The 23,413-nt window shown below is 54.7% G+C and carries 19 protein-coding genes; 9 read left to right on the top strand and 10 right to left on the bottom strand.

Annotated elements, in window-relative coordinates:
* Positions 1 to 60 precede the first annotated feature (60 nt).
* Positions 61 to 1,443 carry a hypothetical protein gene (locus HY913_12180; protein ID MBI4964027.1) on the top strand — a complete coding sequence of 461 codons (1,383 nt, stop codon included), beginning with the start codon at positions 61 to 63 and terminating at the stop codon, positions 1,441 to 1,443.
* Positions 1,444 to 1,659: 216 nt separating this feature from the next.
* Positions 1,660 to 2,400 carry a DNA repair protein RecO gene (gene recO, locus HY913_12175; GenBank protein MBI4964026.1) on the top strand — a complete coding sequence of 247 codons (741 nt, stop codon included), beginning with the start codon at positions 1,660 to 1,662 and terminating at the stop codon, positions 2,398 to 2,400.
* 823 nt (positions 2,401 to 3,223) lie between these two features.
* Here recO and HY913_12170 read toward each other — a convergent pair.
* The 5 genes from HY913_12170 to HY913_12150 all read right to left on the bottom strand — a co-directional run bounded on the left by HY913_12170 (position 3,224) and on the right by HY913_12150 (position 10,271).
* The gene (locus HY913_12170; GenBank protein MBI4964025.1) at positions 3,224 to 4,384 is read right to left on the bottom strand and encodes a (Fe-S)-binding protein; all 1,161 of its coding nucleotides are present in this window, start codon (positions 4,382 to 4,384) and stop codon (positions 3,224 to 3,226) included.
* Positions 4,385 to 4,616: 232 nt separating this feature from the next.
* Complete coding sequence (locus tag HY913_12165; GenBank protein MBI4964024.1) at positions 4,617 to 6,752, bottom strand: hydrogenase iron-sulfur subunit; 2,136 nt, start codon at positions 6,750 to 6,752, stop codon at positions 4,617 to 4,619.
* Positions 6,753 to 6,757: 5 nt separating this feature from the next.
* Complete coding sequence (locus tag HY913_12160) at positions 6,758 to 8,014, bottom strand: CoB--CoM heterodisulfide reductase iron-sulfur subunit A family protein (GenBank protein ID MBI4964023.1); 1,257 nt, start codon at positions 8,012 to 8,014, stop codon at positions 6,758 to 6,760.
* Positions 8,015 to 8,674: 660 nt separating this feature from the next.
* Positions 8,675 to 9,673 (bottom strand): DUF4424 family protein, encoded by a 999-nt coding sequence (locus HY913_12155; protein MBI4964022.1) that lies wholly within the window; start codon positions 9,671 to 9,673, stop codon positions 8,675 to 8,677.
* Between the two features lie 244 nt (positions 9,674 to 9,917).
* A complete protein-coding gene (locus HY913_12150) occupies positions 9,918 to 10,271 on the bottom strand; it encodes a hypothetical protein (GenBank protein ID MBI4964021.1) in 354 nt (117 codons plus the stop codon).
* Between the two features lie 265 nt (positions 10,272 to 10,536).
* Here HY913_12150 and HY913_12145 point away from each other — a divergent pair, with 265 nt between their 5' ends.
* From HY913_12145 to HY913_12120, 6 genes are all read left to right on the top strand, one after another.
* Complete coding sequence (locus HY913_12145) at positions 10,537 to 11,325, top strand: dienelactone hydrolase family protein (protein MBI4964020.1); 789 nt, start codon at positions 10,537 to 10,539, stop codon at positions 11,323 to 11,325.
* A 363-nt stretch (positions 11,326 to 11,688) separates the two neighbouring features.
* Positions 11,689 to 12,702 carry an MBL fold metallo-hydrolase gene (locus tag HY913_12140; protein ID MBI4964019.1) on the top strand — a complete coding sequence of 338 codons (1,014 nt, stop codon included), beginning with the start codon at positions 11,689 to 11,691 and terminating at the stop codon, positions 12,700 to 12,702.
* Positions 12,703 to 13,266: 564 nt separating this feature from the next.
* Positions 13,267 to 13,632 (top strand): response regulator, encoded by a 366-nt coding sequence (locus HY913_12135; GenBank protein MBI4964018.1) that lies wholly within the window; start codon positions 13,267 to 13,269, stop codon positions 13,630 to 13,632.
* A gap of 23 nt (positions 13,633 to 13,655) precedes the next feature.
* Positions 13,656 to 14,615: a hypothetical protein gene (locus HY913_12130; protein MBI4964017.1), complete on the top strand. Its 960-nt coding sequence runs from the start codon at positions 13,656 to 13,658 to the stop codon at positions 14,613 to 14,615.
* On the top strand, positions 14,605 to 15,648 hold the full coding sequence (locus HY913_12125) for a response regulator (GenBank protein MBI4964016.1): 1,044 nt from the start codon (positions 14,605 to 14,607) through the stop codon (positions 15,646 to 15,648). The genes HY913_12130 and HY913_12125 overlap by 11 nt, the downstream gene beginning before the upstream one ends.
* A 48-nt stretch (positions 15,649 to 15,696) precedes the next feature.
* Entirely contained in the window at positions 15,697 to 16,473 is a 777-nt protein-coding gene (locus HY913_12120) for a class I SAM-dependent methyltransferase (protein MBI4964015.1), read from the top strand.
* A gap of 189 nt (positions 16,474 to 16,662) precedes the next feature.
* Here HY913_12120 and HY913_12115 read toward each other — a convergent pair whose 3' ends face one another.
* From HY913_12115 to HY913_12095, 5 genes are all read right to left on the bottom strand, one after another.
* Positions 16,663 to 18,525, bottom strand: a complete 1,863-nt coding sequence (locus HY913_12115; protein ID MBI4964014.1) for a hypothetical protein — start codon at positions 18,523 to 18,525, stop codon at positions 16,663 to 16,665.
* Complete coding sequence (locus HY913_12110) at positions 18,522 to 18,764, bottom strand: 4Fe-4S binding protein (protein MBI4964013.1); 243 nt, start codon at positions 18,762 to 18,764, stop codon at positions 18,522 to 18,524. The genes HY913_12115 and HY913_12110 overlap by 4 nt, the downstream gene beginning before the upstream one ends.
* A 577-nt stretch (positions 18,765 to 19,341) precedes the next feature.
* A complete protein-coding gene (locus tag HY913_12105) occupies positions 19,342 to 20,148 on the bottom strand; it encodes an ATP-binding cassette domain-containing protein (protein ID MBI4964012.1) in 807 nt (268 codons plus the stop codon).
* A 223-nt stretch (positions 20,149 to 20,371) separates the two neighbouring features.
* Positions 20,372 to 21,268 (bottom strand): ABC transporter permease, encoded by an 897-nt coding sequence (locus HY913_12100; GenBank protein MBI4964011.1) that lies wholly within the window; start codon positions 21,266 to 21,268, stop codon positions 20,372 to 20,374.
* Between the two features lie 15 nt (positions 21,269 to 21,283).
* The gene (locus HY913_12095) at positions 21,284 to 22,246 is read right to left on the bottom strand and encodes an ABC transporter substrate-binding protein (protein ID MBI4964010.1); all 963 of its coding nucleotides are present in this window, start codon (positions 22,244 to 22,246) and stop codon (positions 21,284 to 21,286) included.
* A gap of 597 nt (positions 22,247 to 22,843) precedes the next feature.
* Between HY913_12095 and HY913_12090 the strand changes: the two genes are divergently transcribed.
* Positions 22,844 to 23,110, top strand: coding sequence for a hypothetical protein (locus HY913_12090; GenBank protein ID MBI4964009.1), 267 nt, complete (start codon positions 22,844 to 22,846; stop codon positions 23,108 to 23,110).
* Positions 23,111 to 23,413 lie beyond the last annotated feature (303 nt).

Genomic DNA, 23,413 nt, shown 5'->3' with positions numbered 1-23,413 from the left:
CGTCTAGCCGGATCACAAAGGTTTCATGTGCCGCGAAATAGCCCCTCGGTGACAAGAAAGATGAAGCCCTTTCCAAAGACCAATTTCTACTGCTTGGCAGTGACGGGAATTATAGGAGTACTCTCTATATTTTCGAAGCCGCCGGATCCGGAGCAGGCCATGCAGCGGTTCGTGGCTATGGTCAGCGCTCAGGATGCCTCGGGCATCGTAAAAGTGATCCATCCGGACATCGTTAGCGGAAAAGAAATCGGGACCGCAGAGGTGGAAAACTTCCTCAAACGCTACCGGACGGATCAATTGAAGCTGGAGAGCAGCCGAATCGACGAAAGAATGAAGTCCGAAGACGGAACAACGGAGCGGGTAAGGGCTTCGCTTGTCTTTCGTGGGCCGGTGCTGGCCCCACAGTATCCGAAACCTTCGACTCTTTCCATGACTCTGCTCTGGGTGCTGGAAGAGGGCCAATGGTGGCTCGAGAGGCCGCTGTCAATAAACTACATTGTGACATCCAATGCGGCCTTCCCGACCGGCGCTCAGCAGGAAGCGGCTAATGAGTTCCAGGCCGCGCTGGAAGTCCTGGCGCGGCTAGGGCTCAAATCCAGCCAAGACCTCCCGGGGCTGGCCCGTACAACCTCGGGGACCGCAGTCGCCCAGTTCAAGGAGTTGGAGCGCTTGTACGAGCAGGAGCGCGGCCCTGCCGGAATAGATCCTTCCGCTGCCGGAGTGGAGGTGTTACTTAAGGCCGCGGCCATGAGTCGAAGCGGATTCCCTGAAATCTATCACGGTGATTTTGCAGCGGCTTCGGATGCACGTCACAAGCCGGTGCCGTGGGCCATGTTCAGAGATTACGCAGCCGCGGCGATAGAGCGCGGTAAGTCCTTGGAAAAGCAGGGCAACGTCAAAGGGGCCGAAAGAATTTACAGAGCGATAATCTCACAGGGCCAGCAGTTCTTGGAGGAAGCCGACGGGTTCAGCTTCCTTCATTGGGGCCTGACGTTTCAGAAACAGGGAGCACAGGAACTGGCCCGGATTCTTCCATCTTCGGGACGTGGTGAAAAGCAAAAGGTCCAGGCTTTCGCAAATCTTTCGTCTCGACGACTGGACTCCCTGCAGACCGCCTTTGGGTGCCTGGACGACATGAGAGACTACCGATCGCTTCAAGCCTCCATCATTGCCGTGGAACGGGCCTCGGATAGTATTTTCAGGCCGTGGGGAATAAACACCCTGGCCATCTTGTCCCTAAAAGGCGCTCCTGCAAACGAGGAAGCCGAAAAGGCCGTCGGCGGGATGGTCCTGGTGGCGAATCCTGCCATGCAAAAGACCGCCGGTGCAAAGCTGGATGAATTGGCAGCCAAAGAGCCGGGACAAACCCGAGCTTTCATAGAAGCTCAGAGAGCATGGGTTAGGGATCACAAGATCTACGGCGAAGCCCAAGGCTTTCGATGAGCGGAAGGAATTGTGGGGAGAACCTTTTTGTAAAAAGGTTCCTCCCCACACCCCTCTCCAAAAACTTTTATATCCTGTTTGCTTTTCCGCTTCCGCTGTCTCTCGGAAGCGGAAAAGCAAATAATCTATAAACTTCTTTGAAGCGGCCTGGGGAGCCTTCTCTCCAAATTCCGGAGGTTTTGAAACCAATTCTGCTGTACCGACCGAAGGGCTTTTATGGTTAGATCTCTTATTCTCAAAAAGCAGGATTGGGGAGAAGCCGATGAGTTGGTGGTGTTTTTCAGCCGCGACCTCGGCTGGCTCAGAGGAGTCGCGAAAAACGCCAAGAAGAGCCGCGTGCGCTTTGGCGGCCATCTTGAGCCGTTCTCGATGGTCGATTTCACATTGAGGCCTCGCAAAAAAGACGACCTGGTATGGATCGATGAATCTCAGGCAGTGCATGGATTTCTCGGAATCCGATCGGACATACACAAAGTGGCGCTCGCTTCCTATTTCCTCGAACTCGCCTCGGTCTTTCTTCCGGAGGACCAGCCCGATCAAGAGATTTTCGATTTTATGCTTAACTTCCTCGGTAGCCTCGAAAGCGACGATTTGAGCCCGCTCCTTTTGCTGCTGGACGAAATTCGCCTTCTCGGCATGCTCGGCTATGGCCCGCGCTTTGACGTATGCCCCGAATGCGGACGGCCTCTGGCGCGAGGGGAGGACGCCATCTTTTCTCCGGCTCGCGGCGGAGCGTGCCATCCGGGTTGCATCGGCATTGATGAAGACAGGTCGCTCTTGCTGTCGCCGGACACATTGGCCGTGATCCGCAAAGGGCTCCAAGTGGAAAGGCCGGTGGCCAAACGGCTGAGGCTGAGTAAAAATGGAATTGCAGAGCTGCGGCAGGCTTTGTCATCCTTTGTCAGGCACCTGCGCGGACAAGAAATCAATTCCCTCGTGTTTCTGGAGGAGCTTTAAGGGAGGCCGAACAAAAGGGCCTCCCCGAACCCCTCCCCAAAAACTCCCATAATTTTGCGCCATTGTCGCGAGCGACGACAATGGCGTTGTACCACTAAATTTCCTATCTGAGAATCCCGTCCAAAAGGCCTGATTCAACCAATGTAACGACTACTATTAGTATGATTGCCAGGGTAGCGGCCTCCACGCGGTTCTCGTTCACCACGATCTCCTTTCACCACTGAATCGGTCTCACTGAACTTGTAGACGGACAATTTTTTGGTTTGTTAAAGACAAGAGAGAACTGCACCGTCAAAGGGCGGGACTGGCCCAACTGGCGGTAAACCCGTGAATTGCCTTGTTTGCACTTGGCTGGGGATGGTGGGTGGCCCGGACGCCACCGCGTCCGGGTCGCGCAGCGACAGGAGGGGATTTCCAGCTTGCAATATTGTGCACGAGAATTGTCGGAGTTGTCAGCGTTTGCCGAACAGCCCCTCTTGTTCCTTCGGAACCCGGACGCGGTGGCGTCCGGGCCACCCAGCCACCTGGGAGAGCAATCGAAGTGCGATAGAGAGTTTCAGGTAGTTGCAGCGACGTGGACTTGGGCACGGCACGCCGTGCCCCTACGGCTTATTGAACCGCGGCACTGGCTTTAGACGAGGCCGGTATGAGGGAGTCTGCCCGTGGCCGTATCACAAGAACTTTGTATAGTGCTAGGCATGGGGCTTCCGTCAACCGGAAGCCCCATGCCTAGCATGATATAGAAGTTTTTGGGAGGGGGGTGCGGGGGGAGGACCTTTTTACAAAAAGGTCTCCACCCGCATTGCCTTCTCTCTTTCCCCTCCTAAAGCTTTTCAGCGATCAATTCGGACAGGTCGATGACTCGGAGGTTGTCACTTTTGCCGAGCACGTTGCAGGAGTCCTCGAGCATGGTGATGCAGTAAGGGCAGGAGGTTACCAGAGTTTTGGCTCCGGCATCGCAAGCTTCGTTGATACGAAGTTCCGCGAATCTTTCGCCGGCCTTGGTTTCCATCCAGACTCTTCCGCCGCCACCGCCGCAGCAGAGGCTATTTTTGCGGTTTCTGGAGAGTTCCTTCAGCTCTGCGCCAGGGATTGCGGAAATGAGGTCGCGTGGAGGATCGTAGATACTGTTGTGACGGCCGAGGTAGCACGGGTCATGCATTGCCACCGGACCTGCAGCATCGCCGGAGAGTTTCAGGTTGCCCTTCGCAACGGCTAGCGCGAGGATTTCCGTGTAGTGCACGACTTCGTATTCACCGCCCAGCTCAGGATATTCGTTCTTGAAGGTATACAAGCAGTGAGGAGAAGTGACGATAATTTTCTTCACACCTTTGCTGTTGTACAGATTTATGTTTGACTTGGCCAGCTTCTGGAAGAGTTCCTCATCGCCGACCTTCCGGATGGACTCACCGCAGCAGCTTTCTTCATTGCCGATGATGCCGAAACTAACGCCGGCTGCTGTGAGGGCCTTTGCCACCGACCGGGCTATCTTCTGGCTCCGCTGGTCGTAGCACGAGGTGCAGCAAACGGAGAGGAAATACTCGGTGTCGCTCGAGAATTCCGGCACCGCGACATCCTTGATCCATTCCGTGCGTTTGTTGCGATCTCCCGACCAGGGATTACCTTGAGCATGCAAGCTTCCCGCGATGGGCTTCAGGCTGGGCGGAATAGTTCCTACTTCCGCGAGCATACTGCGCATGCCGCGGACATTACCGATGATGTCCACGCCTCTTGGACACCTGTCCACGCAGGCCCGGCAAGTTGTGCAGGCAAAGAGGCAATTCTCGGACTCGAAGCCTTCGAGACCCAGTTGGCCCAGGCGTTGCACCATACGTACGTTGAACTGCTCCGATGCCTCGCCGGGGACCAATCGCCAGGGGCAAGTCCCGGTACAAAGGCCGCATTGCATGCACCAGTAAAGCGTCTCCGCGCCGGACATGACTATCGCATCACTAACTTCCAAGAAAGGTATTTTAGCTTCCATAATGCTTCCTTTTGGGGAGGGGTCTGGTGAACCCTTCCCCACAAACTCTCGTATGTCCTTAGGTCAGCTCCTATATTTCATAGAGCCGACATACAATAACTCGCACCTTCTTAACTCACAGACGCCGTGATTCAAGCGTCAGCAAAATATGGGAGTTTTTGAGGGGGGTGCAGGGGGGAACTTTTTGCAAAAAGTTCCCCCCTGCAAGCCTTCCATGGCTCCCGTTTTCTTGTTAGAACCCTTTGTACGGGTTTGGACCGAGTTCTTCCAGTCTTGCGGTGAACTCCTCCAGTATTTCGGGTATACGCTTGTAGTCGCTGATGGCCAGTTGTTCGAGCCTGATTCTGTCGGATTCGAGCACCAGTCGATCCAGCGTCTCTTTGATCTTGTCCATTCGAGTGTTCGCCAGTTCGCTGCCTTTGATAAAATGGCACTGGTAGTCATCGCCGAACTTGCAGCCAAAGAGGACGATTCCATCAATCCCTTTTGACAGCGCGTCCGCGATCCAGACCAGGTTGATGGATCCCAGGCACCGCAGCGGGATGAATCGCACCCATGGCGGGTACTGCAACTTGTTAAGACCAGCCATATCCACGGCAGGGAAAGCGTCGTTCTCGCAGATCAAGCCTATGACCCGAGGCTTCTCGTCATACTCGTCCGGAACATGAATGGACTTTATCATGGAGCCGATCATGTCCACAGAGTAGTTGTTAAAGGAAATTATACGTTCAGGGCACGAGCCCATGCAAATTGCGCATCGACGGCAACGAGTCGGATGCGGCAGTGGTGTGCCTTTCTCGTCCTCGTTGTACATGCCGAAGGGGCATTCCTCTGTGCAGCGCTTACACTGGGTGCACCGCTGGACGAAAAGCTCCGGATAGGACATATCCCCGGCCCTCGGGTGAACCGCCCGCCCCTGAGATGTCAGTTCGACGCACTGAATAGCCTTCATTGCGGCTCCGGTGCCGTCGTTTGTGGCTCGGGTGGCGGTCATGGGCTGTCTGACGCATCCCGCGGTGTAGATTCCGGTTCGCCGAGTCTCGTAAGGGAAGCAGACGAAATGGGAGTCGGGAAAACCGTACTTGAGGTCAGGCAGAGCGGGCCCCTGTCGATACTGCAAGTTCAGTATCGGATCGTCGAGAACTGCCGGCTGCATGCCCGTGGCAAGCACGACCATGTCAGCTTCCACCTGCACCGGCTCGCCGAGCAGCTCGTCCATGGTCTCGATGCTGAGTTTGCGCTCGGAGCCCTCGCTGATGGCGACTTTCGCTGTGTCGGTCTTGACGAAGACCACGCCGTCTTTTTGGACCTTCTTGTAGAATTCTTCGTGCTGTTCAGGGGTCCTAATGTCTTTGTAAAACACGAAGACCTTGTTTTCTTCGTTCTGCTGTTTCACGTACTCGGCCTGCTTCAAAGAGACTCGGCAGCAGACCGCGCTGCAGTACGGCAAATGGTCGGCATCGCGGGACCCCGCGCACTGGATGAAGGCCACCACCGAAGGCTCCGACCCGTCCGAGGGGCAGGTGATCTTGCCTGCCTTTGCCATCTCTTCCATCTGGACGTTGGTAATGACATCAGGGAACTTGCCGTAGGAGAGGTGCTCCAGCTTGGCTGGATCGTATGGCTTCCACCCTGCGGCCAGCACTACGGAACCGATTCGCAAAGCCTCTCCACCGGTCAGAGTCACGTCGAACATGCCCGGAGCGCCGGCGATCTTGTCAATGGTAACCGCGGTCTTGACCGCGATGTTGGCATTGGCCTTCACCCGGTCGATGGTATCCTGAATGGTTATGTTTTCCAGTTCCTGATAAAGCGGACCGCTGGGTGTTGTCTTGTGCCATTTGGCCATGTATCCGCCAAGCTCAGGCTCCTTTTCGACCAGAGTAACCGAATAGCCTGCGTCCGCCGCGTCGAGGGAGGCTTGCAGCCCGCTTATTCCACCGCCTATGACCAGAATGTTCTTGTCCGTCGCTTCCTGGTAAGGCTTGGGAAGGGTGGACTTCTCCACACGGGTCAGGCCCATGCGCATGTAATCTTCCGCCATCATCTGGGTGTCTTCGTGATTTGGCGGCTGGCACCAGACAACGTGTTCCCGGATGTTCACCCGTTCCACTATGGTGGTCATGGGATCGAATGAGAACTCGTCGGTCTTGACTCGGCCGGAACAGGCCGCGGCAACTACGCAGTCGACCTCGCCCGCTTCGATGTCCTGTTTGATCTGCCCGACACCTTCCTGGCTGCAAAGCGTCGGGTTTGAGACACACTTGGCTATTTTGAACTCATTGGCGACCGCGGAGAGGGCGTCCACGTCTATGGATTCTCCTATGCCGCATCCTGAGCATATATAGACTCCGATTTTCTGATCCATAAACACTACCTCCCCATAGTACGCTGAATGGCTTTGAGGGCCGCGGCTGTCGAATCTTGCAACGAAGCGGCAACTTCCATAGGCGCTTTTACGCACCCCGCCGGCACTATCCCCGATTGCCCGGAAGACATCACGAAGCCGAAGTTGTCGTATTCCATCTCAAGCGAAGGTTTTAGCGTCGCTGTGCCGGGGACCATTCCCACGGCGAGGACCGCCAAATCAACGACCTGCTTGACCATTTGACCTTTCACGATATCTTCGCCTTCCACCAGCACGCCGCCGGATTCCTGGTCCGGAGAGATCCTGGCGATTTTGCTCTTGGTGAGGGTCACGTTCTCGTCCTGATCGACCTTGGTGTAAAAGTCTTCGTATTTGCCCATAGCACGCACGTCGATGTAGTAGATGAACGCGTTGCTGTCAGGGACCTGCTCACGGATGTATGTGGCCTGCTTCAACGAAGCCAGGCAGCAGATGCCCGAGCAATACGGCAGATGGTTCTCGTCCCTGGACCCCGCGCACTGCACGAATGCCACGCTTTTGACTTCCTTGCCGTCGGAAGGTCGCAGGATTTTCCCGCCTGTGGGACCGTTGTGTGCAGCAAGGCGCTCGAACATGACGCTCGTTACCACATTGGGAACGGTTCCCAAACCCAGGTAATCGACTTTGGTCGCGTCGTAAGGGTCCCAACCCGTGGCCCAGACTATGGCCCCGACCTTGTACGTGATGGTTTCGGCCTTCATGTCGAGGTCTACTGCATTGTACGGGCAGACGTCCGCACATTTCTTGGCTTCATCGGTGCCGATTATTTCCGGCGCAATGACGTACTTAAAAGGGTAGGCCATTGCATGGGGCAGGTATGCTGCCTTGACTTTGTCCATCCCATAGTTGACCGGATTGGAAATCTCGGTTTCTGCAACTTCACCGCATTTCCCGCATCCAGTGCAATTGTCGTTCACATACCGCGGATTCACCTGCACCGTGACCTCATAGTTGCCAGGTTCGCCGGATATGGAAGTCACCTCGGAAAGCGTGTGAAAAGTAACCTTGGGGTTCTGTTTGATGCGCCTGAAATTGATCTCCAGGCCGCAAATTGGCGGGCACAACTTGGGAAAATACTGATTCAGAAGAGTGACTCGGCCGCCCAGATAAGGGTTCCTCTCCACTATAATAGCTTCCGCTCCTGCTTCCGCGGCTTCGACGGCAGCGGTCATGCCGCTAATGCCGCCTCCAACCACCAGGATCTTTCGCTCTGCTTCACCCATGAACTACCTCCGTATGATGAGGGATGAAGAAGAAAGAGCGGGGAGAACCTTTTTGTAAAAAGGTTCCTCCCCGCACCCCTCTCCAAAAACTTTTGTATCGTGTCCAGTGGGCATCTTCCGCGGACAGCGGAAGCTGCCCACTGGTCAAGACATAAAATTTCTTTAGCGGGGCACAGGGAAAACTACTTTACGAGGCCAAGTTCCCGTAGGATGCGGTGACCAAAAGGAACCGCATCGTTCGAGTGCTCCGCCTCTTTTCCCGACAGATGTGGTTCGCTTCGCTCACCACATCCTACGCAGGCTACACCTTGTCTACCACAAAAGAGGCTTTGATCCTCAATTTAGTACGATTTGCTGGGGCCTGGAAACACTACTGCATTACGGTGTGTTGTTCGGCGGAGCAATCAGCTAATATTCTACGCTCTTGGGCCGGTTTGTCAACCGGTAAAGCGAGGTCAGAGGAAGCATCCGGTTACGACGGGAGAGAGAGGATTTGTTGCCCCGAAGGGGCAAACCATGGGTAGCCACGGGTGCCCACCCGTGGAATGGAAATGTACCCTTTCCCGTAGGATGTGGTGAGCGAAGCGAACCGCATCGTTCGTGTTGCACGGCTCTTTTCGCGACAGATGCGGTTCGCTTCGCTCACCACATCCTACGCGCTCACGGGCCAACAGTGTAGAAATAAACAACAAGTTTGTCGGGTGGGACGAAATTCTTTTGCACAAATTCATACACCGTCGGGCGAACTTTCTTGGGCTTTTCGGGGAAGCAAAGAGATACAAACTGATCCGGGCTTTCCTTCTCGATCCTCAGCGTAAACTTTCGGATTGGTCCCTTCCAGTTCCTCCCCGTGGAGAGGATGTATTCTACGTCTTCAGTTCTAACGTTAACCATTCCGTCACCCCCAGTGTCCAGGGCTTTCACACGATTCTCGATGGCCTGTGCCGTAACATCGTGGAGGCACACTTCATCGTCTTTTCGGCGCATCCACGTACCAAACCAGGCGTCGGGGAAGCTTCCGACGGCCGGTTTGTAGGTGTGCTCCACAACAATTTCTTTTCCTGCCGGAAAGGTCTGTTGCCAAAAAGCAGTTTCAGATATTTCCCAATTCGATTGAAGAAGTGCTCGCTTCTTTTCGTCCAGTCTCTCCATTGCAGCTTGTTCATATTTCGTTAGCTCAAAAGCCGCAAAAATCTGTGCCTCGGACAACCCAATCTCGCGCAGCTGAGCCGTGATATCACCGTTATTCAGGATAGCCTTACGATCTATCTTCGGTGATACCAGGTGACCGTCAATCCGAACCGTGAAACTATCCATGATTGAATCCGCGGGGTGTCCGATTCCTGAACGGCGATCAATCAAGAACGATGGATAGAGCGGCAGCGGAAATGCCATAGTGGCGTGAATGTCTTTTCCGGATTCATTCAGGAAGCGAAATCTGACTCGTATCAGTTTTGTGGAAATCTCAAGGACTTCCTCCAGCATGCGGATGTCTTCACTCTTCAGGAATTCAATTCCGCCTGCGCCAAAACGAGCGGTCGAACCGTCGGCAAAAATCGCCTTTGGCGAGATTAAGATCGCTGCGGCAACTACCGGTAAGGCGAGCATAGTCAAAAGGCCAACCCGCTTCACGTTGCTGTTCGTGAAATCCTTTACCACAATGCCTACCTCCCATTTCCAAGTTCCCGTAGGATGCGGTGATCAACGGGAACCGCATCATTCGCGTTCCACTGCTCTTTTCCCGACAGATGCGGTTCGCTTCGCTCACCACATCCTACTGTGGCCGATCTTGTGGGACAGGCTTTCCGGCCTGTCATTATTGGCTTTCCAGGACAGGCAGGCTGGAATCCCGCGGCTCGCGGGCCTGCCCCACAAGGCTAGTTGCACCGTATCCCAGTCAGGCTCACCGATACCGGTATCTGTATGGCCTCACCGGAACCACGGGCCGCACCGGAACCATGTATTCGGTGCCCATCATTATGGAGGAATCCCCAGTGGAGAAATATGTCCCTTCGAACTGCGGATAGTAGACAGTTCCAGGGTAAACAGGTCCTATGTATCGGGGCCGGTAGATCCTTCGCGAAACCGGGCCGGAGTAGCTGCTGAAGGATCTTGCCGAATAGCTTCCCTGGTCTGAATTGACACGCACATCCACCGTGGTTCTGCTGGACTGATAACCACCCCTGGAATAGCTCTGCGCATCCGCCTGAACCAGAGAAAACAGGACCAGGACAAGAGCGACAGTCAGACTTTTCATGATTCCTCCTGCGCAACGAACGGATTGAATGTTTGCTCAGAAATGAAAGATCAGGTGTTTCCTTTAATGGTTGCCGCTTGCCGACGAACAACGCCCGGTATTTCTATTGTATTATAGCACCTACCGGGAGTTCTATCTTTTTTCACTTCGCAACAAACACATGAGGATGACTGAATCCTTTCGCTCAAATCTCGCATCATAATTGCCACATGGAATCACTGAAATTGATTCCATGTACAGTTGGTAAGTGCAAGAGGAGACGGAAATGAAATTAGTGCTAATGTTGATGCTGGCCACACTGCTCGCTACTCAGGCAGTCGCCGCGTCTCACAAGGAAACCGTCGAGTACAAAGACCATGATGTAGCTCTCGAAGGGTACCTCAGTTACGAGGATGCAGAGGGCCGTCGTCCCGGTATCCTTGTGGTCCCTGATTGGATGGGGCTTGGCGAGCATTACCGAAGCATAGGGGACAAATTGGCCGGTCTGGGGTACGTTGCTTTTGTCGCGGACATGTACGGCAAGGGCGTGCGGCCCGCGAATACCCAGGAGGCGTCCGCGTTGGCCACCAAATACAAGTCCGATCGTGAGCTTATGCGACAGCGTATCCACGCGGCGCTCGCGGAATTGAAGAAAAACAAAATTGTTGACCCGAGCCGCGTTGCCGTGATCGGATACTGTTTCGGCGGCACTGTTGGCCTGGAATTGGCCCGGAGCGGTGCGGACATTAAAGGAGTGGTCAGCTTCCACGGCGGCCTGGACACACCCAACCCGAATGACGCGAAGAACATAAAGGCAAAACTGCTGGTCTTGCACGGCGCGGACGATCCATTTGTCCCCCCCAAGGAAGTCGCGGCATTCGAGGACGAGATGCGGAAAGCAGGCGTGGACTGGCAAATGATCTTCTACGGCAACTCGGTTCATGCGTTCACTACACCTGCCGCGGGTACGGACAACAGCAAAGGAGCGGCGTACAACGAATCGGCCAACCGGAGATCCTGGCAAGCGATGCAGTCTTTTTTCAAAGAGATTTTCTCGCCCGGGACCAAAAGTTGATCTAAGGTGGCTGCAAAACCTATGAGTTATTTGAAGAGTGGCCGGGGAGGCCCTTTTTGCAAAAAGGGCCTCCCCGGACCCCACCCCAAAAACTCCTATGATTTGCAGCCCTTGCCTCTGCGAAGGCAAGGGCTGAGGCTGAGTCTCTGATCAACTGGCGGTGCTCCCTTCAGCTACGCCGGACACCTGCCGGTAGCAAAATTGTTTGCAATAATTGGGAGCTTCTGAAGGGGTGCCTTCAAATGTCTCTGAAGTTCTGCGAAGTCTTACATCCGCTATTATTTCAATTTCGTCAGGGTGCTTCGGATGCCAACGACCTGGTGTAGTCTACTATTGTTTGTTGCGGCTTTCGCTGGAGCGGTAATGCTTGTTGCGCCAAGTTCTGCCGATCGGTCACTCGATTCCGGCAAGTCGCACCACACAGCGTCAGGCTTCAAGAATCCTGATTCCGTTGACGAACGTGGATTCACCGACCTCTTGCGATGGCAATGGGAGCGTTTCCGGAAGGGACTTCCTCCGAAAGCGACTTACAATTTCCCTCCGGCCAAGAATGACCCGCAGGATCTTAAGTCCAACAGCAACAAAACAACTTTCACATGGATCGGCCATGCCACGATTTTGCTGCAACTGGGCGGCAAGAACATACTGACAGACCCCCAATTTTCTCAGCGCGCGTCGCCGCTTCAATGGATAGGCCCCAAGCGAGTGATTCCGCCGGGATTGGCGCTCCGAGACCTTCCGCGAATCGACATCGTCGTCATCTCCCATGATCATTACGATTCACTGGATCAGCCCACCATAATGGATCTGTACAACAGGGAAGGGGGCCGAGAAACCATATTCTTCGTGCCGCTCGGGCTGAAGGAATGGTTCCGGGATCTCGGCATAACGAATGTGCGAGAAATGGACTGGTGGGACGTGCAACATGCCGACGGCCTGGAAATCATCGCGGTTCCGGCTCGGCACTGGAGCAAGAGGCTTTTGACGCCTCGAAATCAAACCTTGTGGGCCGGCTGGGTGATAAGATCAGAAGGTTTTAGTTTCTATTTTGCGGGCGACTCGGGCTACGCCGGTATATTTGAGGAAATAGGCCGAAGACTGGGACCGTTTGACCTGTCGGCCATCCCTATCGGAGCCTACGAGCCTCGATGGTTCATGCGGAGTTCTCACATGAATCCCGACGAGGCGGTCCGGGTCCATCTGGATGTCCGCTCAAAGAAGTCCGTCGGCATACACTGGGGGACTTTTGTGCTCAGCGACGAGCCGCTTGACGAACCGCCGAAACGGCTTGAACAGGCGCGAAAATCAAAAAACTTGCCTGATGGGGAATTCGTCGCGCTCAGGCACGGAGAGACGATTGCCCTGAGCCAACGGTGACGCTTAGCGCCGCCTGCTATGTATATGCTTTCTTCATTCTGTTAGGGAGCGAACAAGCCGTCCTCGAATCCCGCGACAGGCGTTCTCAATGTTACTCAAATGAAAGCGCGCCGGTTTTATAGCAGTTGCCACATCTCCTGTCCGATTTGCAGGCACTCCATTCCGTCATTCCTGCGAAAGCAGGAATCGTAGGGCCGGCGTCCCTGCCGGCCAAAATGTGCACCGGCACGGAGGCCGGTGCCTACAAGGTTCCCGCCTTCGCGGGAACGACGGGCGTCATAGCCGTCCTGCAAAGTAGGCTCTTTCGAAACGTTCTGAAAACCGGACTGACCGTCTCATGGCCAAACGGACATTACTTCTGGCAACCTGTATAAGAGATCGCTTGGCGCCGATGACTATAGCCACGGCCGCAACTTGCTGCAAAAGAGCCGAAAAGCACTATTCAAGTCTACCGTTCCAAGCTCGTTAATGATACAATGTGGCATTCTGCCGCGTCATGTTACGGTTTATGTTCAATCTGAACTTCGCGACCTCGTAACAAAGTGACCTGAAGGATGCCGGACAATGAAGAAAATCCTTATCGTGGACGATCTCGAAGAAGTCAGAGACCTTGTTGAAGCAACCCTTTCCCGAGGAGAATACGAGATCCTGAAGGGCGAAACAGGGACACAAGCGATAGAGATCGCTCAGGCCCAAAAACCGGATCTGATTCTGATGGACATTATGATGCCAGGCCCGGTGGACGGGCTTGAAGCCACTCGCACAATAAAACGCGACCCGACAACCAGGGACTGCACAATAATTCTACTTACCGCCAAGGGCCAGTCCACTGACAGGCGAGAGGGGCTCCAAGCCGGCGCTGACGAATACTTCGCGAAGCCTTTCAGCCCGCTGGAATTGCTCAAAAAGGTGGAACAAGTTTTAGGGTGACCGTGGTTTCCGGGGAAATCGGCATGAATGAAGGCCCGGATTTGGACAAGGAACAAGACCTCGAAAAGCATCAGCTCATTGAACAGTCGCTGAAATACGCGAATGATCTGGCAAGGCTGTATCAGGAGGAGAAGGAACGCCGCAGGGCATTGGAAAAGGCCAATGAGGAGATGCAGCGGGAGATCTCAGCCAGAATAGCCGCGGAAGAGGCGTTAAAGCAGGCTCAACAAGAACTGGAAAGAAAGGTCCAGGAGAGAACAAAGGAACTAAGCCAAGCCAATGAGCAGCTCAGGATGGAAATATCCCAGCGCGAGATTGCCGAAGCACAGATCAGAGCGTCCCTGAAGGAAAAGGAAGTGTTGTTAAGCGAGGTCCACCATCGGGTCAAGAACAACTTGCAGATCATATCCAGCCTTCTTGCGCTCCAGTGCGATTACGTCAAGGATGAAAGGGTCCTCGGAGCGCTCAATGACAGCCAGAGTCGCATCCGGTCCATGGCGCTCATTCACGACCATCTGTATCGCTCCGAAGACCTTGCCGGCATCGACATCTCCGAATATGCCGCCAATCTGGCGAATCATATACTTCAAGCTTTTTTTGACAAAGCATCCGGTGTTTCCGTGGAGACGCGAGCGGATCATGTTTTCCTTCCTGTGGGAACTGTCTTTCCGTGCGGCCTGATAATCAACGAACTGGTTACTAACAGCCTGAAACACGCCTTCCCGGAAGGCCGCAGCGGCCGCGTCCTGGTCGAGTTCTCAAGGGCTCCCGAGGATCGGTTTGTTTTGTCGGTAAAGGACAACGGCATAGGTTTGCCGGCCGATTTCAACTACAAGAAGAACGAGTCTCTAGGCTTTCAGTTGGTTGCCAATCTAGCGGAGGCACAATTGCGTGGACGACTCCATGTGTCCTCCAACGGAGGCACAACCGTGAAAGTAGATTTTCGACTCTTGAATTCTTCGGGGGAAACACATGGCGGCTGAAACAATAATGATCGTCGAAGACGAAATCCTCATCGCTATGGAAATTCAGAGAAAGCTTAAAAATCTCGGATACACCGTCACCGATGTGGTCAGTTCGGGCGAAGAGGCCGTACAGACCGCGGGAACGGCTCAGCCGGATCTGGTGCTCATGGACATCAAACTGGCAGGGGAAATGGACGGTGTAGAGGCTGCCAAGAGAATTCACGACCGATATGACATCCCGATAGTATATTTGACTGCCCACACAGACGAAAAGACTTTGCAGAGGGCCAAGCTGGCTCAACCTTTCGGCTACCTGGTAAAACCCTTTTCCGAAGTCGAATTGCGCACCACCATCGAGGTCTCGCTGTACAAGCATTTGCAGGAAAGAAAATCGAAAGATACCGCAGCGTGTTTTACCAAAGCCCTGGAGGTGATCGGTGGAGCAGTCATAGTTACCGACGAAAACGGGCTCATAAGGCACATGAACTCGCTGGCGGAAACGCTTACGGGGTGGAATTACGCGGAGGCAGTGGGCCTGCACTTGTCCGACGTCTATCTGATAAAAGATCGCACATCAGGGGCCTTTTTGCCTGATTTTTTTGACGAGCTTGCCAGGGAGGGATTCGCTCCCCTCCACCCCGGGTACGTGCTGGTTGCTCGAAACAAGGCGGAGATAGCCATCGAACAAGACGTGCTGCCGCTGGAAAACCCGGATGGTCATGTCAATGCCGTGACTTTCTGTTTCCGCGAGGCGCCCCAAGGAGGGCTGGACAGCCGTGATTGGCTCAGCCGGGCAGCGAACCTTCACCTGGCCGCGGGCCTCTGTGAATCAGACGGCGCGCTCGTGGAGGCTGAGTCTTTTCTACAACGGGCCCTGGAATTGCTGGAGAAGAACCTGGGCGGCGACCATCCCAAAGTTGCCCGGAGTCTGGAGGAGCTGGCGGACATTCGCAAGAAATTGGGAAAGACACAGGATGCCAGGTTGCTGGAAACCCGTGCTGCTCGAATACGTTCGGGCCGGGTCCCCGTGTCCGCGGAGGAGCGCGAGTAGTGCCGGTTAGCCGAAGCGTTTCCGGACGCCACACCTGGAGCATTCGGAATGTTTAAGCTGGTGTTGACTCATCCTTTGGCCCGGAACCTGGATCTGGATGACCCAAAGGCCACCGTGGTTCGCCGGCAAATCCTCCGCGAAAAGGTCTTTCTTAGAAAACTCTACCAAGAATGGTACAGATGGATAGTTGAGGCCCTGCCTCGGCAATCGGGGCCTGTACTGGAACTGGGCGCGGGCGCGGGTTTTCTTCAAGATCATATACCCGATCTGATCACCTCGGACTTGCTGCATCTCCCGGACATTTCGCTGGTTTTGGACGCTCATTGTATCCCGTTCAGAGACGGGACCCTGCGGGCCGTAGTCATGATCGACGTTCTCCATCACCTTCCTCGTCCGAGGATCTTTTTCGCCGAAGCCTTACGCTGTTTGAAGCCAGGTGGCGCTGTAATAATGATCGAGCCCTGGGTTACGCCTTGGTCCACGCTCATTTATAGTAGATTGCATCATGAGCCTTTCCAGCCCCGGGCCAAGGAGTGGGAATTTCCCTCCAGCGGCCCACTCTCCGGCGCTAATGGCGCTCTCCCCTGGATCATTTTTAAGAGAGACCTCGATCAATTTCAGCGTGAGTTTCCGGAGTGGCGACTCAAGAGTATAGATGCCGGCATGCCGTTCAGTTACCTGCTCTCAGGGGGAATGGCTCTCCGATCGTTAGTACCCGGCAGCCTCTTCGGGCCTGCAAGAAGGTTGGAGAAAGCCCTCGGTCCCTGGATGAATCATCTGGCAATGTTTGGTAGGGTAGTATTGGAAAAGACGGAACTTCTCTGAACAGCTTTGGCCGAATGCTTGCTCGTGAAAGTCGGTATGGACTCAGAGGAAGATCAGGTGCACAGAGTTCTATAGCAGTTCCGGAAAATAATCACGGATTGACTTTGGCGTGTCCCGCCAACGCGGGACTGGCTTGGCCAGCAGCGCGACTCCATCCAGAGAAAACAGAATCACCATATCACCTCTAGGTCAGGGGTTGGTTAGCCCCAGTCTTTCCAGCGCCTGCGCAGTCGGGACTCCGGTCGCCGAGTTCCACCCCCATTCGCTGTAATACTCCGCGATCATGTTTTCCGTCTCAGAACGGGTGAGACGATGGCCTGTCAGATAGTGCCTGAACCCGGTTTCGCTGAACCACTTTTCCGGTGGTGCTTCTTGTTTGTGAGGTTCCAGGCCCTCCCGAAGGTTAGCCATCCGGTAGAGCGTCCAGACACGATCCACCCTGAGGCGCAGCGCGGGCAGGTCGGTCCGGATCCCGGTGACCGCTTGGTACAACTGAGCGCACAACTCAGCATCGTAGAAACGATTGATTTGACCCCGAGCGCAGATACCCAGTGAACCTAATGTGAGGAACCAAGCATGTGAGTACCTAAGCAGCGCACCGATCTTGAGTTCTTGCCTCTCTGTCCCGGCACCGGCCCCTTTGATGATTCGATCAATTGCTTCACTCGGGACTCCCATTCGCTTCAGATGCTTGGGAAACGCCTCAAGAGGCCTCTTGGCGAAATATGTGGGCGACCCGCCGGAACCCACGTGTGGACCGCGCGGGTCCAGGACCTGCCCCAGCTCCATGGTCCCGAAAAAGTTCCAGGCCAGTGCCGAACCCGGCCCAGCGTATGGGTGCATCCCTTTGATGAGCGCGGGGGCAAACTCCATGGCCCTGTCTCCGTATTCCTCGATGATTCCGTTAAACCCGCGTGCCAGGACTTCTCCCAGCCCTTCCCGCAAACTGATGTTTCGAGCCCACGCCTCCATGGAACCCAACGAATCGAGTTTGATCTCCGGCTCGGCTGGACCCGCCGAGATTATTCCATGGTCGATCAGTTTCTTGGCCATGTCCATGACACCGAAAAATTCGAACATGTCGAGGCCGTATTCATCAATAGTGGCCATGCACTTGATCGCCTCACGATAGTCCTTGAAGCCGTAGAGGACCGGGGTATACAAGTTGACTACGGAACTCGTGCACTTGGCGAGACCTTTGAATGGCCCGTCCGGAATCTCAATGACGTCTTTGCATCCGATCGGGCAGGAAACACAGGCCACCCGGCGCTTCTTGATCCGCCTGTACTCGTCCTTGGAAACAACGGGAAATGCCTGTACCATTCCCAGGTCTTGCGCGTCCCTCAGGTGCGGCCAGGACCGAATCTTGTCCAACAATTCATTACTTAGAGCCCTGTATCGTTTGCGATCAGCCACCGCGATCCCACCCGTGCCCTTGACCACGACCGCCTTCAGGTTCTTGGAGCCCATCACAGCGCCCAAACCTCCCCGGCCCAAGGTTGAGATGCGATCGACGAAGGCCATTGAAAAGGGAACCAGGTTTTCGCCCGCCGGACCGATGGCCAGTACGCCGCTTGGCATTCCATGCTTCTGCCATAGTGCATGGGTTGCCCCTTCGACGGTCGAGCCCCACAGGTGATCCGCGTCATTCAGCCGAATATCGTCGTCGAAGATTGTTAGATACACCGGCCGATCTGACCTGCCTCGGATGACTATGTGGTCAAAACCGCTGTTTTTGAGCATGGCCCCGAAGACGAATCCCCCGGCCCCGCACCAACCAATGGTGCCGGTCGCGGGCAGCTTGGAAACCGAGTACACGCGGGATGTCGATGGCAGGCCGGTGCCGACCAAAGGACCCGCTCCTAGAACGATGGGATTTTCCGGTGACAGGGGGTCGCAGCCCGGTTTCATTGCATCAGAGTACAATTGTAGGCAGAGGCCCAGCCCGCCGATGTACTTTTCCGCCAACGACATGTCCAAAGGCTCTTGTCTCGTTACGCCTTTGGTCAAATCAACCCACAGGATCTTTCCGGCAAACCCAGCCATGTTCATTGATCCTCCCGGTCTTTGTTGCTCTTGGACAGTGCACCGTAGAAGCACTGGTCTGCACAGATCCCACACTCGACGCAGTCCTCGGTAAAGTCGATCCTGCAATCCCCGCTTGACATCGACACCCGGATTCTGGACGCAGAAGGATTGAAGGCCTTCGTGTGAGCATCGGAACAGGCCAGCTCGCACCGCAGACAGCCGGCGCAATCCTTGACTGAGACTTCTATTTGGTACCTCGCCATAAAACGATTGCTCCTTTTCGAGGCTTGTGACTCGACGATAAATGGCCGCCGAATCGTTCTCCAGTCTAAAGCTGGCGATGTGTCAGCGCTCGGTAAGTGAGAATTACGGAGTTGTTTCCTACGTCCCCACCGGCGCCCGGGGCCGCTATGGAATCGCCTACAAGAAATAAATCTTTCACCTCGGACCCCTCTGCCTCGGCAGCAAATCCTCTTCGTTGCCGCTCTGCAAGTATCTATTATAATACTTCCGGGACGCCCTTCTATCTAAATCATGCGCCTTGCAAAAGTCCTGCACACGTCGGTAGCTTGAGTGTTCCCCAGCCTTGACTTACTGATATTCACCGATCAAAAACCGGTCCTTCTGGAGGTAGTTCTTCTTTATCGTCTGATCTTGGCTATGGATTCTCATGGACTCAGTACCCCCTTTCTGTGGCACATCTTGTCCACGAATTATCTAACATCTACAGCCATCACAGCTTACATCAAGTGTGTTACGAGAATAATAGCAAACCGGTATAAGATGGCCTCCATGCCGTGCCCTTACCAAAGCAATTCCACTGCCTCCATTTTTTGAAGGTCAACTTGTGTTCGGCGCGATTTCAAGGCCCGCGGGCGCATCTTCGGGTTTCTGCGTTTCCCAGAATAGGCCCAGCAGATCCTGGGGAGTCATGGCCCGGAAAGTCTCTTTAGGCAGATCCCGAATTATTTGGCCGCGGCTCATCATTATTATTCTTTCGCCGCTATTAAGAGCGTGCGCCAGGTTGTGTGTCACCATGAGCGTGGTGAGCCTTTGGCTTTCCACAATCTCCCTGGTCAATTCCATTATTTTGCGAGAGGCACGCGGATCGAGTGCGGCTGTGTGCTCGTCCAATAGCAGAACTCTGGGCCGCCGAAATACCGCCATCAGAATGGTGATTGCTTGGCGCTGGCCACCGGATAGCAAGCCCACCTTGGCCCTCATTCTGTTTTCCAGCCCCAATCCCAGCATCGCCAGATGATCTCTGATCTCGCTTCGGACCTTCGCATTCAGAGCGGGTCCGAGACCTCTGAACTTTCCCCGCGACTCGGCAAGCGCAAAGTTTTCTTCAATGGTCAGGCCCGCCGATGTTCCCATCAAGGGGTCTTGAAAAACCCTGCCGATTAGCCTGGCTCGTCGGAATTCCGGCAAGTGGGTCACGTCTTCGTCCGCAACCTTTATGGTTCCCTTGTCCGCGAAAAAAGTCCCGGCAAGGAGGTTAAGCAGCGTGGATTTTCCCGACCCGTTGCCGCCTATTACCGTGAGGAATTGGCCTTCCGGTATCTGGAAGGAAACGTCAGCCACAGCGATTACTTCGTTGACCTCGCCGGGATGGAAGACTTTCGTGATGTTCCGGACTATGACCAAGTTTTTGACCCTTCTTTCGGACATTACTTGGGGCAGCAGCTCTGAATAGGCGGGCACGGCCCGCTACAAGAGGGGCCTGGCTCAATCGTAGGGCGGGCCGTGCCCGCCGATTATGGTCGTCTGCAACAGCCTTGACGGCACAGCGTCTTTGGACATTTCTTTTGTCAATCGATATAAAGCAATCGGCGGTCGATGGCCGCCCCGCTGTTGCCGGAGATGAATCTCATCTGAAAGCCCTGCTCTTGAGTTTCTCCCTAACTCTCGGGAAAGTGAGCGCGACTATAACCAGCAACGCAGTGATAAGATTCAAGTCACTAGGCGCCAGGCTCAGCGGACCGAACCTGAAACTTAGTGCCGCGGCCACAACCAGCCGGTAGACTACCGAACCAAGAATGACCCCTATGGTGGCCACAAATACGGATCGGCCGCCCACAAAGGCTTCACCGATTATTACGGCTGCAAGCCCGGCTATGATGGTGCCCACGCCCATGCCTACGTCCGCGCTTCCCTGGGCCTGGGCCAACAAGGCCCCTGACAGGGCGACCAGTCCATTGGAGAGAGATACCCCCACAATGATCGTGTTGTCGGTGTTAACTCCCTGAGCCTTAACCATCGCTGGATTGTCGCCCGTGGCTCTGACCGCCAACCCGAAGCGAGTCTGCAAAAACAAATCGAGGCAGATTTTGAGGACAATCAGGATAACCAAAACCACTGCCATGGGAACGGCAAAACCCTGGATTCCCAAACCTTGGAACCGATCGAAGACAGTTGGTTGATTCAAGAGGCTCAGATTGGGAGCGCCCATTATCCGAATGTTGATCGAATAAAGGGCGATCATAGTGAGAATTCCTGCGAGAAGATTAAGGATTCGCAGCTTGGTACTTATAATACCCGTGAACGCGCCTGCTAAAACTCCCGCAAGAAAAGCCGCTCCCGCGGAAAGATAAGGATCGCCGCCGCCGGTTATTATTGCGGCGCAGACAGCAGCCCCGAGAGGCAAGCTCCCATCAACGCTCAAGTCGGGGAAGTCCAGTACCCGAAAGGTGAGATACACCCCGAGTGACATCAGGCCGAAGATGAAGCCTTGCTCCAGCGCTCCGACAAAAGTGTACCAACTCATTTCACAGCCACTCGGTCATTGAATTATCTTTGCCGCTTCCTTCAAAAGGGTGTCGGGAAGCTTCACCCCCATCAGTTCGGCCTGTCGCGGGTTGAGGTAAAGCAGCAACTCCTTTTGGAATTCCACCGGCATCTCCGAGATCTTGGCCTTCCCTTCCAGAACTCTGCGAGCCATGGCTCCTGTTTGCCGGCCCATCCTGTAATAGTCGACCGCCAAGGCTGCAATCGCTCCGCGGGATACCGAGTCAACATCCGCTGCAAATAAAGGGATCTTGTTGTCGCGGCAGACCTTCACCACGGACTCGAAGGCAAGGACTACGGTATTGTCGGTAGGAATATGGATGAAGTCCACCTTGCCCACCAGGCTTTCCACTGCCATTTTCACGGCACTGGAAGAGGCGGCCGTGGCTTCTACCACGCTCATTCCTCGCTTGGCAGCCTCGGCTTTTATCTCCCTTACCGACGATACGGAATTGGTCTCGCCCGCGTTATAGATTGTACCGAGTCTTTTGGCAGCGGGGAGGACCTTGCCGATGAGGTCGAGTTGCTGCGCAACCGGCGAGCGGTCCGTGGTGCCGGATACGTTTCCGCCCGGAGCTTCCAGGGATTTTACCAGTCCTGCAGCCACAGGGTCTGTTACTGCACAGAAGAGGATCGGGATTTCTTTGGTCAGTGCTGCCACGTCTTGTGAGGAAGGAGTCGAAATCGCGAAGATCAGATTAACCTTGTCGCCGACAAACGTCCTTGCAATTTGCCCTGAGACCGCCCTGTTGTTTTGCGCGTTCTTGTAGTTGAAGTTGATGTTTTTGTAACCGCTGTCCTGAAGGTCCTCAATAAAACCTTTTCTGGTCGCGTCGAGCGCGGGATGTTCCACGATCTGCGAAATGCCGATGTGAATGGTTCGTTCGGATGCAGGAGTGATGGAGCCCGAAAGGGGGCACAGAAGAAGGCACAAAAGTATAGCCAAGACCGTTCTCATCTTTTTGCCCTCCCACAAATGATACGGAAAGCTAGCATATTCAGACCATCTGGTAAAGCGCCGCTAAAGCAAAAAGTCCCGGACCCTGCCACTTGTCATATTGGTTCGCTTTCATACCAGTGAACATGGCGGACATCCCGCGTCCCGCTGGACGGCTACCACATTATGGTAGAGCCGGCGTCCCTGCCGGCCATTGCTAATGTCACTTCTTGGAAGGCGCATCAGCATAACCCGTGACAATGGCGTGGAAGAGATGCCCTAGTGTGCGGTTCTATTGCATAGTGGCCGATCAATATTGAGGCTGAAATGTCCGTTCTGTCGGCATGCTGTCGCAAATTCGCACGCCTATTTTTTCCTGTTGTCCGATTACCGCTCCAAGGGCCTCCCGGAAGACACGCAGGATGAGCCCGCCTGCGCGGCGGAAGACCGCGGAATCGGCTCCCACAAACCCTTATGCAGACATTCCCTCCACGTCTCGCGATCTGGCACGAAACATGCTCTGGATTTAGGCAACACGCCCAATCATGGGGGAAAGGGCATTTACCAAATTGTTACTGCGTCAAATGGGCCGGGGAATTAATCGGGAGGGGTAAAGCCATGAATATTTTTGAACTGATCCGGCGAGATCACGAGCAATTTCGTACTCTGTTCGATCTGGCGGAGGAGCGAGGTCCAGGTAAAGGGAGACTCTTGGCCGCGGGATTTTCCAAGAATCCCGGCAAGGCTGGAGAGCCGGACGATTTCGACGAGAACTACTTCATCCACTCATTTCTCTTGGATGAACAGCCCAGGGAGGTATCCCTGGATGAGATTGACGATCATCTTGCGGTGGACCTGTGGCTGAGAGAGATCGCGCGGGGTTGATGCAAGGTCAACTCTGATACAGCCTGGTTGGTGTCTCATATGTATTCGCCTTTAGGGACAAACAGGCCGGGCTTACATCATATACCAGTAGCCACAATTCTTGACCGTTTTTCACAGGCCACGCTCTCTAACGGAACCGGTAGGGGCCAGAGCCTGCCCCGGACCGCGGTCCGGGGTCCCTGCCGGGTCACGCCATAGGCGTAATTGATTTGTATCTGAAAAATGTCCCGGCACGGAGGCTGGCACCTACCAATTTCCAAGAAGCGCATCTCATAGTCGGACATTATTTTTGACACCGGCTAT

Source organism: Desulfomonile tiedjei (assembly GCA_016212925.1).
Lineage (GTDB): Bacteria > Desulfobacterota > Desulfomonilia > Desulfomonilales > Desulfomonilaceae > JACRDF01.
This window is presented reverse-complemented; position numbering and strand designations above follow the sequence as displayed.